Genomic DNA, 17,678 nt, shown 5'->3' with positions numbered 1-17,678 from the left:
CTTTCTCCTTAATTATTTAGTTTCCATGTGCCTAATTGGTAAAAATAGCCCGTCTGGCCCTTTTGAACATAAGCCCATTGTTCCAAAAGATCCACATAAACTACCGCTTGTGGAGTTGAAATGAATTTCGTAATTAGTCGATTAACTTCTTCACCCGGAGCTGGCATCACAGCCTTTGAACACAAACAAGCTCTATTTTCTCGCAATGAATTCAAGTCATTCAATAATGATTTTGTATCCTCGACCAAGTATGCCATCCCTTTTTGATCTTGGTTCAAATAGGTATTTTCGTAAGTTGCTTTGTATTTCTCAAACTCGAAACCTAAAATAGGATATTTATGGATCAAACTAGCACTATTGGGAAAGGATTGAATATGTCCAGGATCTGGGAAACCCACAAAATCTCCTCCCCAAAACAATCCCAATTCTTTTGAATAAGAACCTAATTGTTGATATATATTTCCACGCCTTATGTATTTCTTATGACGATACAAACCAACATCTGCGGCTAAACCAAAATTATGCAAGGAAAGCATGATTTTCGATTTCCCTTTTTTATGCAATTCAATTTGTTTGGCCAAACTTCTATTTTCTGAGACATACCGCAAGCGATATGGTTTAGGTGGAAAAATCTTAGTCAATGAATCTTTTTTGACCGAAAAACTATCAATTTCAGCTTTTAAAGTTTTATTCCAAAATGAAGCTATTTCAGAATGTTGGTGAATTAAACGCAAAGCATATAAATCAAATTGATTTAATGAATCTAAAGGAGGGTGTGATTGCCCAAAAGTTTTAAAAGATTGCGTTGAATCTTTTAACCTAATTCCTAGTGTTAGATTTTGATCATTTGCAAATTCTGAAAGCGTGTCTTGTTGTTGATAAAACCAAAGTAAATCTTCAAAAGAAAGGGAATCTATTTTTGTCAATCGACAAATTCGAATCGGATTTTCACTGTTTTCCTGAGCCCATTTGAAACTACTGAGACCGAAAGCCAAAAAAAGCAAGAAAAAAATACCTAAAACAAGCCTTTTCAAATTATTAATTCAGTGGTATAATTAATTGCTCTCCTCGTAAAGTGATATCTTGATCTTTATGATTGACTTTCATGATCGACTCTTTGGAAACATGGTATTTTTCTGCCACAACGCGTAAAACATCACCCGGACCTACCGTATGAATTGCCTTCACTTTCACATTTAATTTTGTTACCCCGACTTTTAAACCAGCAGGATCTACCCCGGGATTCAAGGCTTTTAGTTGATCAAATTTTAAACCGAAACGGTTAGCAATACCCAAAAAGGTTTCACCCTTTTCGACAACATAACCGTGATTTTTCCCTTCAGGTAATTTAATTTTTTCCTCGGGAACTTTTTCCGCCTCTGCTTCCTTTTTTTGCTCTTCCAAATCGTTTGTTGTGTTGGAACTGGAATCTGTAGAATTTTCCTCTGCTAGCGTTGTATCTTTTTGTACCTCCATAGAGGACAAAGCCACATCGGGTAATTCATCACTAATTAATTCTTCGTTTTTAAGTTTGTCCGCTTTGGTTAACTCATTTTTATCAGTTCCAAAAAAACTATCATAACCAATATACATCAAAAGCGCGATGACTACCCCTAAAACGACTAGCGTAATAAAAGGCAAACGGTTAGTTGAAGACTCTTTAAAAATGGGTGAATTATTTTTCATTATTAGAAACAGCAGATTTTGTTTTTTGACTCATTTCATTCACTTTATCGATCAAATCTAACTTATAGGCTTCCAACTTGCCAGCTAGATTTGCATCAGAAATCGCGATCATTTGAACAGCTAAAAGTCCCGCATTTTTAGACGCATTTAATGCCACTGTAGCTACAGGAACCCCATTCGGCATTTGTAAAATTGAAAGAATAGAATCCCATCCATCTATCGAATTGGATGATTTCACGGGAACGCCAATAACAGGTAGAATAGTAGCTGAAGCAACCATACCTGGTAAATGAGCAGCCCCTCCTGCACCAGCAATGATTACTTTTACTCCCCTTGATTTAGCTTCTTGGGCATATTTTAACATTTTTTCTGGAGTTCTATGTGCAGAAACGATATCCACTTCAAATTCAACTCCAAAGTCCTTACAAACTTGAATTGCATCTTGCATTACAGGCAGATCAGAGCTGCTTCCCATGATAATTCCAACCATATTCGTCTTTTAGCTAATTACTCGAATTAGATTTTTTACTTGATTTGCTTTTTGTTCAATATCTTCTCTTGAATCACCCAAGATAGTAATATGCCCCATTTTTCTAAATGGTTTCGTTACTTTCTTTCCATATAAAAATGGATAAACGCCAGGAATTTGTAAAATATCAGATAAACCTTCATATTTAGCTTGACCTTCAAAACCTTCTGCACCTAATAAATTTAACATTCCTGAAAATGCTAAGGCCCTCGTTTCTCCCAAAGGTAAACCAGCAATCGCGCGTAAATGTTGCTCATATTGAGAACATGAATTTGCTCGTATCGATTGATGACCAGAATTATGCGGTCTAGGTGCCACTTCATTGATGAGCACTTCTCCATCTATGGTTAAAAACATTTCTACTGCCAGCACTCCAACCAATTCCATTTTTTCAATAACATCTCTCGCAATTTTTTCTGCTTTTTCTTCTATCTCCTTTGAAATAGAAGCAGGAGAAATCAAAAATTCTACCAAATTTTGCACAGGATGAAACACCATTTCTACTGCTGGAAATGCCTTTACTTCCCCTTGTGGATTTCTTGCAACAATTACTGCTAATTCTTTGTCAAAATCAATGGCCTTTTCCAAAAGACCAGGTGCATCAAACCCTTTAGAAACATCGGATTTATCTGCGATTAATTGAACACCTTTCCCATCATACCCCCCTTTACCTAATTTATGGAATGCAGGCAAAAAATCTTCATGTTGGTTCAAATCAGCTTGATTATCCGTTAAACGAAAATCGGCAGTTGGAAACCCATGCATTCTAAAAAACTCTTTCTGAGTTCTTTTATCTTGAATCATGCGTAAAAGATGCGGTTGAGGATAAATTAATTTACCTTCCTCCTGCAATTTTTCTAATGCATCGATATTTACGTGCTCAATTTCAATACTAATTAAATCCTTGTCTTTCCCAAATTCATACACGGTATCAAAGTCCTGAAAAGAACCTTGAGTGAAACTCGCGGCCAATTGTGAACAAGGAGCTTCAGCATCTGGATCCAAACATGCAATTTGAAAATCTAAATCGATTGCCGCTTGAAGCAACATTCGGCCTAATTGACCACCACCTAATAAACCTATTTTGGGCAAAACTTTATACATATATTCTTTTAGAATGGGTAAAATTACGGCTTTTGTTTTACCTTTGGAAATTATTTGAACATACAAACTATAATTCTTAAGGAATTATGTCAACAATAATGACAAAAAAAACAGGAATTCTCATCGCTTTTTTGGCTTTAGCTATTGCTAGTCGCTTTATTATTTTGGCAGGACCTAATTGGGCTAATTTTTCACCAATGGCGTCTATGGCTTTGTTTGCAGGCTTTTATTTTCCAAAACGCTCACAAGGAGTATTGTTTACGATAATCGCCATTTGGATCTCCAATATATTATTGAATAATCTTTTATACTCTGCTTATTATGAAGGATTTTCATGGGGATTTGACAAAGTTCATTTAAGCATTTTTGCACTAATTGCCGTATTTGGTCGTCAATTTTCGAACAATTCTATCCACGGGAAAACATTCATTGGTATGAATTTGATGACTGTTTTGGGATTTTTCTTATTATCTAATTTTGCTGTTTGGTTATCGAGCGACGTGGCTTACAACAAGGATTTTGCTGGATTAATTGCTTGCTACACGGCTGGTATACCATTTATCAAAAATAGCCTTTTGAGTCAGTTTGCTTTTTCAATCCTATTTTTTGGTGGATTTGAAGCTGTAAAAGTAAAAGTGTTAGCGAATTAATTATTGATCGAAAAAGGTTCTTTACCTGAACGAACTTCCAAAAAATCAAATTTCTGATTGAGAATATCAGTTTTGAATTTGTAATTCCTTTTTTCTTTTTTTACGGGGAAACGACTCCCCTTACCCCCTGCAATTTACAGGTTAAATAGTTCAGTTAACTGATAATTTTATTGGGGCTAAAAAGGAATCGTATTTTAATAGAAAAAATTAGCAAATTATTTTAGGTCCCAAAAATTAATCAAGTTCCTTGAAGGATAATACCATTCCAATATGCTTCCAAAAACTTGGATAGGACTTATTCACAACTGAAGGATCGTGGATGATTATTTCTTGCAATAAAGCCACCGGCGCAAAAGCCATTGCCATACGGTGATCATCGTAAGTTTCAATTTCAGGAATTTCTTGCTTCACAGAAAATTGAGGAGTTAATTCATAACGTGTTTTTGCTTCTACCTCATTCAATTCTGCACCTATTTTTTTCAATTCATTTTGCAAGGCTAACACTCGATCTGTTTCCTTTACTTTCAAGGATTCTATACCCGTTAATGTCAGAGCAATGTTTTTAACTGCAGCAACAACACAAATTGTTTGAGCTAAATCTGGACAATCCGTAAAATCCCAAGCCAGACTTGATTCAGCAGCACATTTTGTCAGCAAATAACCTTTTCCAGTATAAGTACTTTTTACCCCTAAAGGCAGCATAATATCCTTAATGGCAGAATCGCCTTGTAGAGAATCTTCTTTCAATCCTAACAACTCTAATTGTGCATCTTCAAAAGGTGACAAGGCGACCATGGAATACCAATAACTAGCTCCAGACCAATCTGACTCAACCGCAAAAGGGATATTTTGGTACTTCTGAGCAGGGATATCGATTTTGCCTTCTTCCCAATTCACTTTAGCTTCAATACCAAAGTGTTTCATTTGGGCCAAAGTCATTTCAACATAAGGCTTAGAGCCCAAAGAACCCGTAATGGTCAACTCTAGTCCTTCTGGCAAAACAGGGGCTAACATAATCAAAGCTGAAATAAATTGAGAACTTACATCACCTCGAATGGATAATTTTCTATTTCCTGCATAATTAAAACCTTTTAAATTAAGAGGAGGATATCCTTGAACCTTTTGGTATTCAATTTCCGCGCCTAATTCTTTTAAAGCCTCCACCAAAATACCAATGGGTCTTTCGCACATTCTTGGTGTTCCTGTCATTTGTTTTTGTTGGCCAGTTACAGAATAATAGGCAGTCAAAAAACGCATGGTGGTACCAGCATCCAAAACATCAGCAACGGGTCCATTTTCAGCCAACAAACGAATCATCGTTTGAGTATCTCTTGCCTCCGCCAAATTGGACAATTGGTCCATTGAACCTTTCGCCAAAGCATTTAAGATCAAAGCTCTGTTGCTTTCTGATTTAGAGGCTGGCAAAGGAATAATTTCTTGGAAAGTACTTAATCTCGGATATAGGCGAATTTGACTCAAAATGTAAGAAGCGTTTAACGCAATTTTAGTGTAACAAGAGAAATAACAGCTAGAATAATACCCACAATCAAAAATCGAGTTACAATTTTTGCTTCATGGTAATTTTTCTTTTGAAAATGGTGATGCAATGGCGACATAAGGAAAATTCTTTTCCCTTCACCGTACTTCCTTTTGGTATATTTAAAATATGCTACTTGTAAGATGACAGATAAATTTTCAATTAAAAAAATACCACATAGTACGGGAATTAACATTTCTTTTCGAATAACTATGGCCAAAGTGGCAATTACTCCACCCAACATCAAACTACCTGTATCTCCCATAAATACTTGAGCAGGATAAGTGTTATACCAAAGAAAACCAATACATGCACCCACGAAGGCAGCGCAAAATATGGCCAACTCTCCTGAATTAGGAATAAACATGACATTTAAATACTGCGAAAAAACCTTATTTCCTGATACATAGGCTAAAACGGCTAAAGTTAAACCGATAATCACAGAAGTTCCTGCTGCCAAGCCATCTAAACCATCCGTTATATTAGCACCATTAGAAACGGCCGTAATGATAAAAATTACCACTAAAACATAAACAATCCATACATATTGATCAGGAATAAAATCAGGTAACAACATGTTATAATCAAATTGATTATTCTTCATAAACGGTACGGTTGTCATCAATGATTTCGTATCCGTATATTTTTGAATTTGTGTTCCGTCAGCTAAAGTTTGTATTTTTTGATAAATTCTTACTTTGGTATAATCGTTGAAATACATTGTTAAACCCACAATGACTCCAAGACCAATTTGTCCAATAATTTTGAATCTTCCAGAAAGTCCATCTTTATTTTTCTTAAAAACCTTGATATAATCATCTGCAAAACCAACTGCGCCTAACCAAACGGCAGAGATAAGCAACAAAACGATATATACATTGGTTATTTTGGCAAAAAGTAAGGTTGGTATGATCAAAGAAAGCAAAATAATAAATCCACCCATAGTAGGAGTACCTTTCTTGGCCATTTGACCCTCTAGGCCTAAATCTCGTATTTCTTCTCCAATTTGTAATCGTTGCAATCGATAAATCACCGCTTTACCCCAAATAGCTGCTATTCCTAAAGATGTAATAACCGCAGCAAATGCTCTAAAAGTAATGTACTGAAAAACGCCAGCACCTGGAACATTTAAATGTTTATCCAAATAATCGAATAGATAATAGAGCATAATAGCCTTTGGAATTAAATTTTAGGGTGATATAAGTGACAAATTTGCAAAAAAATCTTCCTTTTAGCAAAATTATGCAGGCGAATGATTGGGCACAAAGAATCATATTGAAAAAAATCTTTTAAATACTTGCAAAATCACAAGTCAACAAAATAGCTATTCAAATAACTTGGGAGAATTTTAAAACTAATCATCAAAATTTAATCCCCTTTTCTATGCATCAACCTTTTTCCTTCAAAAACACGATTTTTGCATTTTTCGCCATCCTTTCTTTCCTTTTTTCATTAATTAGTTGCGATGGAACCTCTGATCCAATCAGCCCAGCCACACCTTCTACTTTTGAATATTTGTATGTTACCTCTTCCAATTCTCACCTAAGCGGTCAAGCGAACCTTTGGGATGTCATGAAAGAAACCACCATTGGAAGTGGAATTGCTAACCCTATTCGATTAAGACCAGAAAATTTATCTCCTAGTCTTTTCCCAAATCTGTTCAATACGCAAAGCTCTGCTTATGATAAATTAAATAAGCGGTATGTAGTTTCCACTGGGGATAAAGTAGTTGTATATAATGTAGCAAACAATACGCCTCCAAATCCGACTATTTATCCCAGCACAAATGTGCAAGCCATGGAATTCGCCAATGGCCGATTCTTTATGGTGGAAAATAATATTCTTGCAGAATATGATGCAACAGGAGCCATGGTGCGAACTTTCCCCAATTACCAATTATCGAATTCAGGAAAAATCTCCAATATGACTACCGACGGAACCTATTTGTACATAATTAGCAGTAATTTATTGTATAAAATCGATATTAACACTGGCGTAAATGCCTCCGGAACCAATCCTAGCTTTTTACCGGGATACCCAAAACCAGTGGCAGTAGGTACATATTATGGTTTAGAATATATCAACTCAGCTGGATGCCCAAATAGTCTATATGCGGTTAAAATTGTTCAAGCAACAAATGGATATGTACAATCTTTTGTTAAAATAGACCCATCAACCGGAGTAGAAACGGTTAAAATTGCCAATTTGAATACTCCATCCAACTTTAGATTTTCTTCAGCTCTAGATTACACGACGGAATTTTATTATTTGGATGCCTCAAATGGAACTGGAAGTAATCAACATACATTGTATAACATTGATTTAACACCGTCTTCCGGCACTATTACCGCATCTCCAATGTCGAGTCCAAATAATGGTTATCTGTTTGGGTTGCAATTAAAAGATTAACAGAAAAAATAGAGAGTGAATTTCACTCAATTTGCTCTCTATATTTTTAACTCTTGAAAAGCACCGGCTATGACCTCTTTGTCATCAAAATGGTGCTTTACCCCTTGAATATCTTGATAGTTTTCATGCCCTTTTCCGGCAACTAAAACGATATCTCCTTTTTTGGCGATCAATTGAATGGCCGTAAAAATAGCTTCTTTACGATCAATCATCCGTTTTATTTTTAAAGAATTTTCAGCTTTTATTCCTGCTTCCATTTGATCCAAAATCAATTCAGGATCTTCAAATCGAGGGTTATCTGAGGTTAAAATCACAAAATCACTGTAATCACCAGCCAAAGCAGCCATCATGGGTCTTTTTCCAGCATCGCGATTCCCTCCGCATCCAACCACCGTAATTAATTTTTGATCTTTTTGACGAATAGCAAGAATCGTTTTCAACACATTTTCCAAGGCGTCTGGCGTATGTGCATAATCAACGATTGCGATTTTATCATCAGGTCCCATTAATTGCTCAAATCGGCCAGGAGCTGTTTTTAAAGCTGATAATTGAATCAAAACCTCTTCTTTATTTTCCCCTAAGAGAATCGCCGTGCTGTAAATAGCCAACAAATTATATGCATTGAATAAACCAATCAATTGTGCATGAATGGCCTGCCCATCCAATTCCAATTGTAATCCAGCAATGCTATTGGAAATAATTTTGGCTTTAAAATCGGCGCTATTCAATAATCCATAGCTAAATTTTTTCGCTTTGGTATTTTGCAACATGACCGTTCCTCGCTTATCATCCACATTCGTTAAAGCAAAAGCGTTGGATGGTAAGGCATCAAAAAAACCTTTTTTTGCCTTGATGTATTCATCAAAAGTTTCGTGAAAATCTAAGTGATCTCTGGTAATATTTGAAAAAATAGCACCTCTAAATTGCAAAGCATGTATACGTTTTTGGACAACGGCATGAGAACTCACTTCCATAAAAACATGACTACAACCTGCCGAAACCATTTCAGCTAAAAGTGCATTTAGATGTAAGGCATCTGGAGTAGTATGAGTGGATGGAATAACTTTATCTTGAATCTTATTTTGAACTGTTGAAATTAGGCCGCATCGGTGCCCCAAATTTTTAAACAATTCAAAAAGTAAAGTAACGGAAGTTGTTTTACCATTTGTGCCAGTAATCCCAATTAAATTAAGCTTTTCAGAGGGTTTGTCGTAATACAAATTGGCAGCCTCAGCCAAAGCTGCATTGGAATCATCAACAAGAATACATGTAATGTGTGCTGGCAAATTATCTGGGATTTGCTGAACCACACACGCAGTACAACCTTGTTCAAATACTTTGCTCAAAAATGAGTGGCCGTCTACTTGAGTACCTGGAATAGCAAAAAATAACGCCCCTTGACTAGCTTGCCTAGAATCAAAACAAATGAAGTCGATCATTTGATCTTCACCCAATACAGATCTACGAATATTCGCTGGTACTAAAGAAAACAAAGACTTAGCCATTCTTATTTATTTCAAAGTTAATTTTACAATCGCATTTTTAAGGGCAGGCGAACCCGCTGAAATAGATTGTGCTAACACACGTCCATAACCTGTTGCCTTCACCTTAAATCCTCTATTTTCTAAATTAAAAATGGCATCCCGCAAAGACATTCCGACCACATTGGGAACTGTTTTGGCTACAAAACTTACTGGCAAATTGGTAGCAACTTTTTTATCCAAATTAAATTGAATCCATCTACCATCTTCCTCTATTTTAGGTAAACCAAAATTGGCAGACAATATTTCATGATCATTAGGGTGCAGAAAATGAGATAATTTAGCATTGTTCAATGAATCTGGCAATTTACCGGATAATCTACGATGCAATTTCATATCTCTTGCATAAATATTATCAGCAATTTCCCTGAAAACGGGGGCTGTCACTTGTCGAGAATAAGTCGTTTCTGAATTTCCCTGTGGATTGTCCATGGCAATCAACATCGTATATTTTGGTTTCTTCGCAGGGAAGTAACCAATAAATGAGGTATAATAAGTTCCTTTAACATAAGCTCCATTCACTAATCTTTGGGCTGTACCTGTTTTTCCTGCGATACCATAAGGCGTACCTTTAATGTTATTTCCAGTGCCTCTTTCCACAACCCCTTCTAACATTGCTCGTATTTTTTGCAAGGTTTTCTCTGAACACAATGGAGAAGAATCGCGAACTTGTTTTTCCGTATAATCAATTTTTACTTCTTCACCCACTGTCGCTTTTTTGACGATAATCGGTTGAATCCAATAACCATTATTTGCGATGGCATTGTAAAAACTCAATAACTGCATGGGAGTATATGAAGTAGAATAACCCACAGAAGACCAAAGCATTTGCCATTTATCCCACTTAGCGGGAACCGTAAATCGAGGTTTAGGATTCCGAGATCGAATTTGAAAATTAATCGGATCAATCAAATGAAATTTCTTTAAATAATCATAATACTTGGCCTGCTTTGTACCAAATGTTCTCCACATCAATTTCATTACTCCATTATTAGAGGACGCCTCAATGATTCGCTGAACCGTTGCATCTCCCATCGCATGAGAATCTGACATGGGTTTACCAAAATAATAAGAAACAAGAGGCCCCACATGAATGATTTCATCCAAACGAATATCAGCCTCTTCCATCATAGCCATCATGGATGGTAATTTAAATACGGAACCGGGGTCGTTTGGAGTAGTTATCGCATGGTTATCAGCTTCTAAATAACCCGTTGGAGATGAAGGACTTTTGGACAAATTAGATATTGCTTTAATTTCTCCTGTTGCCGTTTCCATCACAATTGCTACAGCATAATTACCTTTATAATCCGTCAAGGCCTTCATTAAGGCAATCTCAACAATATCTTGAATATTTACATCCAATGTAGTTTGTAAATCATAACCTGGAGTAGGTATTGTTTCTCTTCCACTATCCACGGGTCTCCAAGTATTTTTATCCATTTTTTCAAAGAGACCTACCCCTGGCGTCCCTCTCAATTCTTTGTCAAAGCTTCCTTCAATTCCAACAGCCAATTTATCTTTTAAATAACCAATCGTCCTGTAAGCCATCTGACCAAAGGGCGCATAGCGAACATTAACTTTGTCAAAAACAATTCCAGTCTTGGTAGGATCACCCTTAAATTCGCGAAAAAGAGGAAATTTTAATATTTTTTTTCTTTCTTGAAAATCCAACAATCGATAATTGATCAACAGATAATTTCTTCCATTTTTTCTGGCAGATTCTATCCTATTTTTATATTCATCTGCAGTTCTGTCTTGAAAAAAATTAGATAATTCAATACAAAGCGCATCGATATTTTCTTTGTATTTCTGTGTGGCAATTTTTGTTCGTCCATAAACACTTGGATCTAAACCTAATCTGTACTTGGGTAAAGAGGTTGCCAATAAACTACCATCATTGGAATAAATATTACCTCTTGTGGCTTCGACATTCCTTTCTTTGATATACGTTTGAGCAGCCTCCTCTCTCAATTCCGGCCCCTTAATCCAAATAACTCTCCACAAGAAAAACATCAATATAGCAAATAAGGCTATAATGAATATGATAAACACGGTAAACCTTTCAGTTATAATTTCACGAATGTTTTTTCTCCGAGTACTTGCCATTTAAACAATATTGGTTTTACTTTTCTATCTTTTCTTCACTTACTACCTTGGTTGGAGGTATAAGGCTCAATTCTAAATTATATTTTTTCATTTCGTTCGCTAAATAACTCTGCTTACTTGCTTTCATATATTCAGCTTTTTGAGTGGTATAATCGGCGCGAACTTCCTGCAATTCTGTTTTTATTTTCGCAATTTGATGAATTTCACCTTCGGCTAACATGGTATAATAAATGTAAAAAAATATCAAAACTGCAACAAAAGAGATTCGATATATTAAATACAAGGGCAATTCTCCACCTGTAATTGGATCAATATTAAATACCATATCTAAAATCCCAGCCTTGGCTTTGGATTTAGTTTTTTTCCCATCTGAACTTTCTAACGATGATGCCATATTTAAACCTTATATGCGATACGAAGCTTTGCACTTCGCGATCGTGGATTTCGTTTTAATTCTTCTTCAGTTGCCGTAACCGGCTTTCTAACTACAGTTTCTAAGGGCTTATGAACTACCCCGAATAGATCTTTGTCCTCTTTACCAAAGCAATCGCCCGTTTTGATGAAGTTTTTTACCAAACGGTCTTCCAAGGAATGGAAAGAGATAACACACAATCGACCATCCTGAGCCAAAACCTTGGGTACTTGATTCAAAAACTCCTCAATAACAGCCAATTCTTGATTTACTTCTATTCTAACCGCTTGAAAAGCCTGAGCAAAATACTTAAACTCTCGAGATTTTGGCGCTAATTTAAATAGAATATCTTTAAAATCTCCAGTCGTCTCTAAAGCCGAACGAGTACGGGCTTGAATCACAGCTTGAGCCAGTGTTTTAGCATTTTTAATCTCTCCATACATCCCAAAAATTCGTTGTAAGTTTTCAGCAGAATAAGAGTTTAAAATTTCTTTCGCATCGCTCGGAGCTGAAGGCCCCATTCGCATATCTAAAGGCCCATCAAATCGAGTAGAAAAACCGCGATCTGCTGCGTCTAGCTGATAAGAGGAAACCCCAAAATCTGCCAAAATACCATTTACCTCTTTTACATTGTGTAACCTCAGAAATTTTTCCAAATGGCGAAAATTCCCAGTTATCAAAGTCAAACGATCATCATCAATTTTTTCAGCTTGCTTCCAAGCATCTGGATCTTGGTCAAATGCATACAAATGACCTTCAGATCCTAATTTTTCCAAGATAGCCTTGGAATGTCCACCGCCCCCAAAAGTGACATCTACATAAATGCCAGAAGGCTGAATCGCTAATCCTTCTATGCACTCATCCAATAAAACGGAGGTATGATAATTCTGTTCAGACATAATTTTTATTCTAAACAAATTTACAAATTATCCTTTGCCCATTTATATCCATTTTGATTTTTGTCATTATTTTTATTGCCTGCTTACTTTGATGTATCTTTGTTCATTAAAATTCACATATATGCACTTATCTTCTCGACTTGTCATCATCTTTTTCATATCCTTGACGCAATTCAATTTAATTGCTCAAAGTAATCAAGAAATAAAAAATGGCCCTTGGAGAGGCGAATTGGCATCCATTGGTGGACAATTACCCATCAACTTCAGTGTAGAAGCTGGTAAATCTGCCAAAACTTTTAATATCAAAATACAAAATGGTGCGGAAAGTTTCAATTTAGGAGAATCCTATTTTAGAGGAGATTCATTAGTTATCCCTTTTGACCTATATGATTCTGAATTAATCTCCGCTGTAAAATCAACCGATAAGCTAAAAGGCTTTTGGGTAAAAAGAAGAAATGGAAAAGAAATTGGAAGAATTCCTTTTTCTGCCAATCAAGGATCCACAGAGCGATTCACGAATTTAAAACCTGCCAAAGTAAATGTAAGTGGTAAATGGGATTCCGATTTTTGGAGTGATGAAACCAATCATAGTCCAGGGGTAGGCGTCTTTGAACAAAATGGAAATCAAGTAACAGGAACCTTCTTAAAAACCAGTGGAGATTATCGTTTTTTACAAGGTAATGTAAGTGGAGATAGTTTATTCTTGAGTTATTTCGATGGAAGTGGAGTTTATTTATTAAAAACAAAAGTAACAGGCAAAGAAATCAATGGTCAATTCTCTTCTGGATTTGCCGCAAAAAGAATTTTCAAAGGAAAATTTGATCCAAGCGCAAGTTTACCCGATTTGAAAAAATTAACTTTTTTGAAAGATGGTTATGATAAATTGGACTTTCGCCTACCGACTCCCAATGGAGAAATGATTAGTTTACAAGATGAACGTTTCAAAAACAAAGTGGTAGTGATTGAACTTTTAGGATCTTGGTGTCCTAATTGCCTAGATGAATCGCGGTTTTTAGCTCCCTTTTATAGAAAAAATAAAGAAAAAGGTTTAGAGGTATTAGGGGTTTCATTCGAATATTCACCCGATTTAGCCGTTTCTGGACCCAAGATTGAAAACTTTAAAAAACGAATTGGCATAGATTACCCCATCGTTTTTGCAGGAGTACCAAGTGATGAAACAATCAAAAAAGTTATACCCATGTTGAGTCAATTTTATGGCTATCCAACGACGTTTATTTTGGACAAAAAAGGTAGAGTTCGAGAAATTCATACAGGCTTTTCAGGACCAGGTACGGGAGTATATTACACAGATTGGACCATTGAGTTTGAAAAAACAATTGATTTATTGCTAAAAGAATAAGAATGAAATATTGCGTGACTATCCTTTTAAGCTTGATACTTGTTTTTAATCAATCTTCAAAAGCTCAAGATTCTATTTTAAAAAAATCTAGACCATGGATTGCCCCCGTTGTATTAACAAGCTTAGGACTAGCCATGTACAATGAAGCATCAAAAAATGCACAATTAGATTTCAGGAACAATCATTTAAGCAATTTCCAAACTCGTGCTGATGACTTTCTACAATATACTCCCAGTTTAATGTATCTAGGTGCCAATGTTGCTGAAAAAATAGCTGGCAAAACCGATAATACATTAAAAGAAAACCTAGGTATTTTTGTCATTGGAACAGGAACCTATGTAGTAATTTCTCAAATTTTAAAAAGGGGAATTAATGAAGCTCGGCCAGATGGTAGCGATTATTCGTTCCCATCTGGGCATACTTGTACCGCCTTTTTTGGAGCTCGATTATTGGATAAGAAATTTAGGAAATCCAAGCCTTGGTTAGTTGTAAGCGCATATACATTAGCAAGTGCGACTGGAACATTAAGAATGGCAAATAATAAACATTGGGCCAGTGATGTACTGGTCGGTGCAGGACTAGGAATCGCCTCTGCCGAATTTGCTTCGTGGTTATATCCGAAATTAAAATCAAGCTTCAACAAACATCAAGCTTTTCACATCGAGCCTATTTTGACTCCAAATTTATATGCAGCTAGGTTGGAGTTTCGGTTTTAATTTTTGGAAAAGAGAATTTAGTTATTAGTTATTAGTTATCAATTATTAGACTCTATTAGACCACTTTTCTCTTTTTTACTAATAACTAAACACTAATACCTAATAACTAAATTCTCTCTTCCTAAACCATCAAATAAACCAGCGCTCCAGCGAAGTACCCTAGCAATGCTAATAAGCCAATATTTTTAGCATACCAGCCGAATTCTATTTTTTCCATGCCCATCACTGCTACTCCAGCTGCGGAACCAATGATTAAAACACTCCCTCCTGTGCCAGCACAAAAAGCTAGATATTCCCACATTGAATGATCCATCGGAAAATCTGATACAGAATACATCCCCATGGTGGCTGCTACCAGTGGAACATTGTCTACGATAGAAGAAGCCAATCCAATCAATGTAACAATGATATTTTGATTACCGATCAATTGATTTAAATTTAATGCTAGTGCCGCTAAATAACCAAAAGATTCCAAGGCAGATATAGCCAGTAAAATTCCTAAGAAAAACAGTACACTTGAGGTATCTATTTTACTCAAGGCATGTCCAACAGTAAACGGTTTCTTTGTCGCTTCATCCTTATCCGAATGAATATACTCCGACAATATCCACACAATTCCTAATGCCAACAAAATTCCCATATAAGGAGGTAAATGAGTTAAGGTTTTAAATACGGGAACACCCAATAAGCTTAATCCTCCAGCTAAAAGCATTATTTTCCCTTCTCTTTCTTCTTGTTGGCTTAGAATTTCTAAAGAATTAGGAGTTCCAATACTCATTTTTTTAACTTTCAAACTTGCAAATAGCAGTGGAATCAACAAAGAAATAATAGCAGGCAAAAACAAGGCTTTTACGATTCCGGAAGCTGAAATTTGACCACCAATCCATAACATTGTTGTTGTAACGTCTCCAATGGGAGACCAAGCTCCACCAGCGTTGGCAGCAATGACCACAATTCCTACAAAATATTTTCTGGTGTGAGTGTCAGAAATCAACTTTCTTAAAAGGGTAACCATCACAATAGCAGTGGTTAAATTATCTAAAACAGCCGACAAAAAGAAGGTAATCAATGAACTTATGACTAATAATTGAACAGGATTTTGCGTCTGAATCAACTTGCTAATAAATCGAAAACCTTGATGAGCATCAACCAATTCGACCAGAGTCATGGCGCCTAAAAGAAAAAACAATATCTCAGAAGTAGCACCTAAATGATGAGTCAACTCATTTAATTCTCCTTGACCTTTGACCAATGCGAAAACAACCCATACCAAAACTCCTGTAACTAAGGCACTAGCCGTTTTATTGATTTTGATCGGATGTTCAAAAGCGATGGCTAAATATCCTAAGACAAAAATAATGATTGATAGTATTTCCATGTTGATCAATAGTCATAAAACAAACAAAGGGGCTTGACCCCTTTGTTTGTAAATATAAATAAAATGTTTGTATTACTTCAACTTGGCAACCGCCTCTTTGATACGGTCACAAGCTTCTTCCAATTGCTCATCAGCTGCGGCAGTTGAAATACGCATACAATTTGGAGCTCCAAAACCTGAACCTGCTACTGTTGCAACAAAAGCATCTGCTAATAACCATGAACAAAAATCGTCAGAATCTTTAATGACAGTTTTGCCATCAGATTTACCAAAATAGTAAGAAATATCTGGGAACGCATAAAATGCACCATCAGGCATATTTACCTTAAATCCTGGAATCTCTCTTAATTTACCTACAACCAACTTTCTTCTACGGTCATAAGCAGCCTTCATTTCATACGCATGATCCAAAGTACCATTAAAAGCAGCAACTGCTGCTTTCTGAGCAATTGAATTTGTACCTGAAGTCACTTGACCTTGTAATTTTTCGATACCATCTGCAATCCATTTAGCTGCAGCGATAAATCCAATTCTCCAGCCTGTCATGGCATGACCTTTAGCCACACCATTAACCGTAATCACACGCTCTTTAATTTCAGGAATAGAACCTATCGAGAAATGACCACCTTGGGTAAAATTAATATATTCGTAAATTTCATCTGCTAAAACAAAAATACGCTCATGACGAGCAACTACGTTTGCAATATCTCTTAATTCAGATTCTGTGTAAACAGATCCAGTTGGATTGTTTGGTGAAGCAAACATCACCATTTTTGTCTTAGGAGTAATAGCTGCTTCAAATTGAGCGGCTGTAACTTTGAAATTATTTTCAAATGCACCTTGAACAATTACAGAAGTCCCTTCTGCTAATTTAACCATCTCTGAATAAGACACCCAGTATGGTGAAAATATGATAACCTCATCACCTGGATCAACTAAAGCTGCTATCGCATTGGCTAAAGAATGTTTAGCACCTGTAGATACTACAATGTTTTCAGATCCCCACTCAAGACCATTATCTCTCTTTAATTTATTGGCAATCGCTAATCTCAAATCTGGATAACCTGCCACTGGAGAATATCCATGAAAACCATCATCAATGGCCTTTTTGGCTGCTTCACAAATATGAGCTGGAGTTTTAAAGTCAGGCTCTCCGACTGAAAGACTAATTACTTTATGGCCTTGTGCAGCCAATTCACGCGCTTTTTTTGTCATCCCCAATGTTGAAGACTCCTCTAAAGCTTGAATACGTTGTGCTAATAATGAATTTGACATATTTCGGGTAGAACTTTATAAAATCGATGCAAAAGTACCGTTTTCTGTCCTGATTTACTAATGAAATATGAAA

Annotated in this window: 16 protein-coding genes; 4 read left to right on the top strand and 12 right to left on the bottom strand. The window is 36.1% G+C overall.

Annotated elements, in window-relative coordinates; translation table 11 throughout:
- Nucleotides 1-8: 8 nt before the first annotated feature.
- Genes V7S79_RS07600 through V7S79_RS07585 form a run of 4 tightly spaced genes read right to left on the bottom strand, consistent with a single transcriptional unit; the run spans nucleotide 9 to nucleotide 3,319 of the window.
- A complete protein-coding gene (locus V7S79_RS07600; RefSeq protein WP_459489973.1) occupies nucleotides 9-1,034 on the bottom strand; it encodes a M15 family metallopeptidase in 1,026 nt (341 codons plus the stop codon).
- A 4-nt stretch (nucleotides 1,035-1,038) separates the two neighbouring features.
- Entirely contained in the window at nucleotides 1,039-1,686 is a 648-nt protein-coding gene (locus tag V7S79_RS07595; protein WP_459489972.1) for a LysM peptidoglycan-binding domain-containing protein, read from the bottom strand.
- The gene (purE, locus tag V7S79_RS07590) at nucleotides 1,676-2,176 is read right to left on the bottom strand and encodes a 5-(carboxyamino)imidazole ribonucleotide mutase (protein ID WP_459489971.1); all 501 of its coding nucleotides are present in this window, start codon (nucleotides 2,174-2,176) and stop codon (nucleotides 1,676-1,678) included. The genes V7S79_RS07595 and purE overlap by 11 nt, the downstream gene beginning before the upstream one ends.
- A 9-nt stretch (nucleotides 2,177-2,185) precedes the next feature.
- Entirely contained in the window at nucleotides 2,186-3,319 is a 1,134-nt protein-coding gene (locus V7S79_RS07585) for a 5-(carboxyamino)imidazole ribonucleotide synthase (RefSeq protein WP_459490411.1), read from the bottom strand.
- Nucleotides 3,320-3,417: 98 nt separating this feature from the next.
- Between V7S79_RS07585 and V7S79_RS07580 the strand changes: the two genes are divergently transcribed.
- Nucleotides 3,418-3,969, top strand: a complete 552-nt coding sequence (locus tag V7S79_RS07580) for a DUF6580 family putative transport protein (protein WP_459489970.1) — start codon at nucleotides 3,418-3,420, stop codon at nucleotides 3,967-3,969.
- A gap of 234 nt (nucleotides 3,970-4,203) precedes the next feature.
- Here V7S79_RS07580 and V7S79_RS07575 read toward each other — a convergent pair whose 3' ends face one another.
- Together V7S79_RS07575 and mraY are read right to left on the bottom strand one after the other, a co-directional pair.
- Nucleotides 4,204-5,448, bottom strand: coding sequence for a 3-phosphoshikimate 1-carboxyvinyltransferase (locus tag V7S79_RS07575; RefSeq protein WP_459489969.1), 1,245 nt, complete (start codon nucleotides 5,446-5,448; stop codon nucleotides 4,204-4,206).
- Nucleotides 5,449-5,462: 14 nt separating this feature from the next.
- Nucleotides 5,463-6,674: a phospho-N-acetylmuramoyl-pentapeptide-transferase gene (mraY, locus tag V7S79_RS07570; protein ID WP_459489968.1), complete on the bottom strand. Its 1,212-nt coding sequence runs from the start codon at nucleotides 6,672-6,674 to the stop codon at nucleotides 5,463-5,465.
- 215 nt (nucleotides 6,675-6,889) lie between these two features.
- On the opposite strand from mraY, the gene V7S79_RS07565 reads away from it, so the two are divergent.
- Nucleotides 6,890-7,915, top strand: coding sequence for a hypothetical protein (locus V7S79_RS07565; protein ID WP_459489967.1), 1,026 nt, complete (start codon nucleotides 6,890-6,892; stop codon nucleotides 7,913-7,915).
- Nucleotides 7,916-7,953: 38 nt separating this feature from the next.
- Here V7S79_RS07565 and V7S79_RS07560 read toward each other — a convergent pair whose 3' ends face one another.
- The 4 genes from V7S79_RS07560 to rsmH are packed head-to-tail and all read right to left on the bottom strand — an operon-like array spanning nucleotide 7,954 to nucleotide 12,876.
- Nucleotides 7,954-9,420, bottom strand: a complete 1,467-nt coding sequence (locus V7S79_RS07560; protein ID WP_459489966.1) for a UDP-N-acetylmuramoyl-L-alanyl-D-glutamate--2,6-diaminopimelate ligase — start codon at nucleotides 9,418-9,420, stop codon at nucleotides 7,954-7,956.
- A 6-nt stretch (nucleotides 9,421-9,426) separates the two neighbouring features.
- Nucleotides 9,427-11,565 (bottom strand): penicillin-binding protein, encoded by a 2,139-nt coding sequence (locus V7S79_RS07555; RefSeq protein WP_459489965.1) that lies wholly within the window; start codon nucleotides 11,563-11,565, stop codon nucleotides 9,427-9,429.
- 16 nt (nucleotides 11,566-11,581) lie between these two features.
- Nucleotides 11,582-11,959 carry an FtsL-like putative cell division protein gene (locus V7S79_RS07550; protein ID WP_459489964.1) on the bottom strand — a complete coding sequence of 126 codons (378 nt, stop codon included), beginning with the start codon at nucleotides 11,957-11,959 and terminating at the stop codon, nucleotides 11,582-11,584.
- A 2-nt stretch (nucleotides 11,960-11,961) separates the two neighbouring features.
- A complete protein-coding gene (gene rsmH, locus V7S79_RS07545; RefSeq protein WP_459489963.1) occupies nucleotides 11,962-12,876 on the bottom strand; it encodes a 16S rRNA (cytosine(1402)-N(4))-methyltransferase RsmH in 915 nt (304 codons plus the stop codon).
- A 121-nt stretch (nucleotides 12,877-12,997) separates the two neighbouring features.
- Here rsmH and V7S79_RS07540 point away from each other — a divergent pair, with 121 nt between their 5' ends.
- Nucleotides 12,998-14,236 carry a peroxiredoxin family protein gene (locus tag V7S79_RS07540; RefSeq protein WP_459489962.1) on the top strand — a complete coding sequence of 413 codons (1,239 nt, stop codon included), beginning with the start codon at nucleotides 12,998-13,000 and terminating at the stop codon, nucleotides 14,234-14,236.
- A gap of 2 nt (nucleotides 14,237-14,238) precedes the next feature.
- A complete protein-coding gene (locus V7S79_RS07535) occupies nucleotides 14,239-14,952 on the top strand; it encodes a phosphatase PAP2 family protein (protein WP_459489961.1) in 714 nt (237 codons plus the stop codon).
- Nucleotides 14,953-15,073: 121 nt separating this feature from the next.
- Here the strand turns inward: V7S79_RS07535 and nhaD are convergent, their stop codons facing one another.
- Nucleotides 15,074-16,330: a sodium:proton antiporter NhaD gene (gene nhaD, locus V7S79_RS07530; protein ID WP_459489960.1), complete on the bottom strand. Its 1,257-nt coding sequence runs from the start codon at nucleotides 16,328-16,330 to the stop codon at nucleotides 15,074-15,076.
- 72 nt (nucleotides 16,331-16,402) lie between these two features.
- Nucleotides 16,403-17,605: a pyridoxal phosphate-dependent aminotransferase gene (locus tag V7S79_RS07525; protein WP_459489959.1), complete on the bottom strand. Its 1,203-nt coding sequence runs from the start codon at nucleotides 17,603-17,605 to the stop codon at nucleotides 16,403-16,405.
- Nucleotides 17,606-17,678 lie beyond the last annotated feature (73 nt).

It is taken from the genome of Aquirufa sp. ROCK-SH2 (genome assembly GCF_054558315.1).
Note: the sequence above shows the minus strand (reverse complement) of the source record. Positions and strands in the feature narration are given on the sequence as shown.